8 protein-coding genes are annotated in these 6,100 nt (G+C 27.2%); 2 read left to right on the top strand and 6 right to left on the bottom strand.

Features of this window, described 5'->3' with window-relative positions:
• Window positions 1–234: hypothetical protein (locus VJ881_03525; GenBank protein ID HKL75116.1), on the bottom strand; the 234-nt coding region annotated here is incomplete at its 3' end.
• A gap of 188 nt (window positions 235–422) precedes the next feature.
• On the opposite strand from VJ881_03525, the gene VJ881_03520 reads away from it, so the two are divergent.
• Window positions 423–971: a hypothetical protein gene (locus tag VJ881_03520; GenBank protein HKL75115.1), complete on the top strand. Its 549-nt coding sequence runs from the start codon at window positions 423–425 to the stop codon at window positions 969–971.
• On the opposite strand, the gene VJ881_03515 is transcribed toward VJ881_03520, so the two are convergent.
• The 5 genes from VJ881_03515 to VJ881_03495 form a co-directional block, all read right to left on the bottom strand.
• Window positions 968–1,702: a YaaA family protein gene (locus tag VJ881_03515; GenBank protein HKL75114.1), complete on the bottom strand. Its 735-nt coding sequence runs from the start codon at window positions 1,700–1,702 to the stop codon at window positions 968–970. The genes VJ881_03520 and VJ881_03515 overlap by 4 nt on opposite strands.
• A gap of 104 nt (window positions 1,703–1,806) precedes the next feature.
• Window positions 1,807–2,541 (bottom strand): ABC transporter permease, encoded by a 735-nt coding sequence (locus tag VJ881_03510; protein HKL75113.1) that lies wholly within the window; start codon window positions 2,539–2,541, stop codon window positions 1,807–1,809.
• Between the two features lie 19 nt (window positions 2,542–2,560).
• Entirely contained in the window at window positions 2,561–3,283 is a 723-nt protein-coding gene (locus tag VJ881_03505; protein ID HKL75112.1) for an ABC transporter ATP-binding protein, read from the bottom strand.
• Window positions 3,280–4,185 carry an ABC transporter substrate-binding protein gene (locus tag VJ881_03500; protein ID HKL75111.1) on the bottom strand — a complete coding sequence of 302 codons (906 nt, stop codon included), beginning with the start codon at window positions 4,183–4,185 and terminating at the stop codon, window positions 3,280–3,282. The genes VJ881_03505 and VJ881_03500 overlap by 4 nt, the downstream gene beginning before the upstream one ends.
• Before the next feature lie 57 nt (window positions 4,186–4,242).
• Window positions 4,243–5,220: an alpha/beta hydrolase gene (locus tag VJ881_03495; protein ID HKL75110.1), complete on the bottom strand. Its 978-nt coding sequence runs from the start codon at window positions 5,218–5,220 to the stop codon at window positions 4,243–4,245.
• 222 nt (window positions 5,221–5,442) lie between these two features.
• Here VJ881_03495 and VJ881_03490 point away from each other — a divergent pair.
• A partial coding sequence (locus tag VJ881_03490) for an alpha/beta fold hydrolase (GenBank protein HKL75109.1) occupies window positions 5,443–6,100 on the top strand: 658 nt, incomplete at its 3' end.

The raw sequence follows: 6,100 nt of genomic DNA, 5'->3' as shown, positions 1-6,100 counted from the left end.
AGATATAATCTCTCCATTAAGCTTTTTGCTATATTTGTCCAGATAATTATCAGGGACAATTATTGTCTTTTTTATTTCCCAATTATCTGGAAGGCTATTTTTTTCAAGTATGTATTCTGTATCCTTAGCTGATACAAAAGAGTCTTCTAATAGGCCATTCCCCATAAATATAAATCCTATTAAAAATATGGAAAATATAATGTGAATTTTAGTTTTAATTATAGTTTTTGTCATGCGTAATTTTCCCCCTTGAATTCGTATTTGATATTATTACGCCTTAATATAATTCGCTATAAATAATATAATTCCTTTAATATTTATTAAATATAGTTGACAAATATTAACTATTAAAGTAGAATACAGTTTATCATCTCATTAAAAAATAATTTTTATAATTAAGATAATTTAAGGAGGAAATGAAAGTGAATAATATTAATGAATTAAGAAATCAACTTTCTGTAAGAAGCAAAAACGGTTTACCCTTTTTGCTCGCTGCTACTTTTATCTGGTTAATTATACTTATTATATTTTCTACTCCACTAGATATAATAAGAAAAAATTTATTTACTTTTTATACTACAGGTCTTATGTTTCCATTATCAATATTTATTTCAAAAATAATTAAAGCTGACTGGAATACAAATGATAATCCTTTAGGAAAACTTGGACTATATTTAAATTTAGCTCAATTAATGTATTTTCCTATACTATTTTGGGCTTTTTCGAAAAATCCGGAATATATGATAATATTTTTTTCAGTAATAACTGGAGCACATTTTTTTCCATATGGCTGGTTTTACAATACAAAAGCTTATTTTATAATAGCCCCTATTACTTCAATAACAGTTATGTTACTTGGCTGGAATATAATTAACATAAATCTCTGGCAAATTCCATTAGTAATGATATTTTTATTAATAATTCTTAGTAGTTGGCTTTATCTTGATTACAAAAAAAAGACCACTATTTAAAGTGGTCTTTTAATAAACATAAAATTATTTTCATCTGAGCGTTCCTCATCAAATTTATAGCCATCAAGATTGATTTTTTTAATTTCTTCCAGACTATTAATTTGCTTTTTTATCAATTCATTTAAGAGTTTACCTCTGTTTTGCTTGACATAATAACCAATTGTTTTAAGACTGCCATCTTCCTTTTCCTCTTTAAAATAAAAATCAATTATTTTACCCTGATAATTTTTTTCAACTACTTTACTATACTCATTTGAGGCCAGATTAATAATCAAATCTGTCTCAGAAAAATAATTTTTCATTACATCCTGCCAGTATTCATAGAGATTAATCCCATTTGGCTTAAGTTTCATTTCAAGTCTATAAGGCCAGATTTCTGTATTTGATCTTAGCGGCCCATACATAGGAGAGAGAATAACAAGTTTATTTTGCATATATGACTGCTGATCTTTTGAATAACTATCTAGTTCAATTTGTTTAAAAACTGCTCCATTATAACATTCAATAGCAGGAATAGTCTGGTCTTCATAACTATGATTCTGATAAAGCTCATAGGTTCTATCTAAAAGATTTCCCTGTATATCAAGTTCTTTTTTTAATTCTTTTTTTGATAGAGATTTTAAGTAATCAAATAATTCTTTAGTCATATCTTCTTTTAAAATATCTTTGCCTTGTTCCTTCCTTTTTCTTTGATGATTCTGAGTTTTACTGGGTGATAATATTATTTTCATAGTTTATCTTCCTTCCTTTTAATCGTATTATTTTAATTTCAATTATTAATATATCATAGGTTAATATTATCTTCTGTTAATTTATTTACCTATTATGATTAAATTTATTTCCAGCTACAAAATTTGTTTTCTAAAATATCAATTAGTTTAAATAAGAAAAAACCCAGGATACTTACAGCTATAATTCCACTATACATTTTTGAATAATTAACCATTGACCAACTGTTCATGATATAATAACCAATTCCATATTCAACAGCAAAATTTTCTGCAAAAAATAATACAGCAATACTGGTCCCAATAGTAATTCTTAAAGATGTAAGTATTCCAGGTAAAACAGCAGGAAATACTAAATGCCGATAAATATCATACTTATTCATACCTAAAGAACGAGCTGAAGCAAAGTATTTATCATCAATTCCTTTTACTCCATCTCTTGTTGTTACAATAATTTGAAAAATAACAATAACAATTAATAAAATAATTTTAGAAAGATCTCCCAATCCAAATAAAAGCATAAAAATTGGCAAAAAAGCAATCTTTGGAATAGGATATAAAAGATATATTAATGGAGCAAAATATTTATCTATTTTGGGGTGCATCCCTGTAATTATTCCAATAATAACACCTAAAAAGAGAGAAAATGCTACTGCAATGCTTATTCTATATAAACTCATAAAAAGATGAGGTATAATTTCAGAACTAAAATTATCAATAAAGGTTTTTAGAACTGCTAAAGGCGAAGCAATAATTGCTGAATCAATAGTAAAATATAATATGTACCAACAAAAGATTATGATTATTAAAGCATAACTATTACTTTTTATGTTTTTTTCCATCTTATTATTACTCCTTTATTTATACTATCATTAACTTTCTTAATTTCTTTTGTAGTTCAAAGAACTCTTCTTTTTCTCTCAAGTTCTTTTCGCCAAAGTGAGGATTTTTTAAAACTTCAATAATCTTTCCTTCTTTCATTACTGCAATTTTATGGCCTAAAAAAGCAGCTTCAGCAATATCATGACTTACAATTATAAAAGAAAAATTATCTCTTTTATAAATATCTATAATTAAATTTTGCATCTTTTCTCTAGTTAGGGCATCCAGAGCAGATAAAGGCTCATCCATTAATAATAAATCCGGTTTAATGACCAGAGAACGCCCTACTGCAACTCTTTGTTTTTCGCCTCCACTTAATTCGGCCGGATAATTATTTTTAAGATCAAATATATCAAGTCTTTTCAAAGCAGCATTAACTGTTTTTTTTATCTTCTTTTTATTAAATTTTCTAATTTTTAATCCTAAAGCTAAATTTTGATAAACTGTTTTCCAGGGGAAAAGACCGTAATCCTGCAAAATAACAGCTGTATTATTCCTTACACCATTAATTTCTTTTGAATTTATTTTTATTTCTCCATCTTTTGCTTTTTTTAGTCCTGCTAATAAATAAAGGAGTGTAGTCTTACCACAGCCAGATGGGCCGATTACAGCAAGACTTTCTCCTTTTTTAAGTTCTAAATTAATATTTTTTAAAACTTTTTCCTTTTGATAGGCAAAATTTAAATTATTCACCTTAATCATTGACTACTATACTTCCCTTCCACTACCTGATTATAATCAATTTCAATTTGACTTTTATCAGTCTTTTCTACCCATTCAATTACTTTATTTAAATAATCTTCACTTGGAATTCTTGTTAAATGGTATTCCGGCATTGTTATTAAATTCTTTATTTTTATTGGTAAATCTAAGCTTTTAATTAAAACCTCTCTTGCTTCTTGATCATCCTCATTTATTTCTTTTACTGCCTTATTATATACCTTATGAAAAATACTGATTTCTTTATCTTTTTTACTAAGAGCAGTTTCAGTAAAAATCATAGCTTCTGGCATATAATCATAGTCATTTTTATATATTCTCTTTTCTAATCCCTGTAGCTCAGCAGTTGAAGCAAGTGGTTCTGGAATAACTGCCATTTCTAATTGACCTGATTTAAGCATTTCCAAACGAGCAGGTATTGCTGGGATATAGATTTTATTTAATTTATATTTATCTTTTAAAAATTGTTCTGCTAAAAAATTTGTTACACTTACTTCCATCATCCCAATTTTTACTTCTTCTTTTTCTTTAAAATCTTTACTTACTAATATCGGAAAACTTCCATCAGTTGTTGTAGTTATTTTTACAGGAAAATCATTATTCACATTATTAACAAATGCTATCAAATCAGTCATTGCCCCATCTAATTTATTAGTTTGTAAAGCAGTCTGTCTATTAACTGCATTTGTGTAAACATCAACTTTTATATCAAGCCCCTCTTCTGCAAAATAACCTTTTTCCTGAGCTAATAAAATGGGAGCTGAGTCAACTGCTGGCATTATTCCAATTTCTAGAGACATTTCATTTGCATTAATATTACCTGTTATAATCGTAAGTGAAAATATTAACATTATAAGTGCTAAAAAAATAATTTTCTTTTTCATAATTATTATTCCTCCTAGTATTTTTTTTGCTAAATCTATATTCTATTATATAGTGATTCACTCAAGTTTTAAAGGATTTTTTGAAATTATATATTTTTTTATTTCATCTGCTATAATCTCTGATTTTTCATGATGCATATAATGTCCACAATCCAGCAATTTTTTCTTTCCAGAATTTATTTTTGAAATATATTCAGATAAATTCTTTTCCCAACTTGGTACTATATTTATATTATTATCCTCAGCTATAAAAAAATACATAGGAATATTAATAGGTACTTTCTTTGATTTTACCTTAATTGCATTTTTTTTAATATAATCAACCTCATTTAACATGTTTTTTGTATAAGAACTTTTGTAAAAAAGTGATATAAATTTTTCTTTATCCTCTTTAGATAATTCATCAGATTTTAACAAAGGAAAATTTTTATCTAAATTTTTTCTACTCATAAATCTAGATAATCCTATTCTTGATACTAAATACATTATATTCAACTCACTACTACTGGGCAACTCAAACGAAGAATCTAAATAAACATCTGGAACTGCCATATCAAGTCCGATAATCCCCTGTATTTCATTAGGATATTTCTGCCCCCAATAAATTGCTTCTAATCCTGAAAGTGAATGGGCTACAAGTACATAAGGCCCTTCTTCACCTGATTGTCTTAAAGCTTTTCTTGTCTCTTCAAGCATTATATCTACATCTCTTGAATTTGAGGAAGTTTCACTCCACCCATAACCTGCTTTTTCTACTACTGCTATTCTATATTTATCAGTTAATTTCATCCATAAAGGTTTAAAATCTATAGTGGGATTACTTGTACCACCACCAGCCATAAATACTAGAGTAATTTCACCGTTACCTTCAGTAAATACATGCATCTTATGGCCATTTACTTCAACTAACTTTCCTGGTGGAGGATATTTTTCAGCTTCAATTCTTAATTGATAGTTATGATATAAAAAAGAAAATAACAAAAATCCTACTATTATTATCCCACCAAATAAGATGATTTTTATTAATAGCTTCATTTTCTTCACCTCAATCAAATTTTATTAAAAAAAGTATATAAGTTAATATTAGTTGTAAGTATAAAAAGTCCTGCATTAAAACTTATAAACTTGATTGAATTTATCATCTTTAATAGATTAAATTTACTAAATAAATAATATTATAGTAACAATAGAAGGATAATAACTATTAATGGACAATTATATATAAATACACAAATAAATTTGATAGGGGGAAATAAATTGTTGAAAATAAAAAATAACAAATTGCTTATTTTTCTAGGAATACTATTTATTACTTTAGGAATTTTAATATTTTGGCCAGCCAAGACCAAAAATATAGTAAACTCTGAAGGAGAACTTGTTGAAAATAGTGTAGCAGAAATGGAAAAAATAAAACTCGGAGGAGTAGACCAGTGGCTAGTTATTAGAGGACAAAATATTAACAACCCAGTTTTGTTAATGCTTTCAGGTGGCCCTGGATCAAGTGAATTAGGTAGGTTTTTAGAATTTAATAAAGGTTTAGAAGATGATTTTATCGTTGTAAATTGGGAACAGCGTGGTTGTGGTAAATCATATCCTGCTATAAAAGATAGAGATAATATGAAAGTAGAACAGTATGTTGAAGATATAAATGAACTAACAAATTATCTAAAAGCTAGATTTAACAAAGAAAAAATATATCTTTTAGGCCATTCCTGGGGTACTATTATTGGTACCAAAGCTGTAGTAAAATATCCCGATCAATTTCATGCTTATATTGGGGCAGCTCAGATGGTAAATGTAAAAGAAACCGATAAATATATGTATAACTATGTACTTGAAGCAGCTAATAGAGCTGGAGATCAAAAAAAGGTGGATAAACTTAAAGAAATAGGTGAACCTCCCTATTTTGGTGATG

The sequence above is a fragment of the Halanaerobiales bacterium genome (assembly GCA_035270125.1).
GTDB lineage: Bacteria > Bacillota > Halanaerobiia > Halanaerobiales > DATFIM01 > DATFIM01.
Note: the sequence above shows the minus strand (reverse complement) of the source record. Positions and strands in the feature narration are given on the sequence as shown.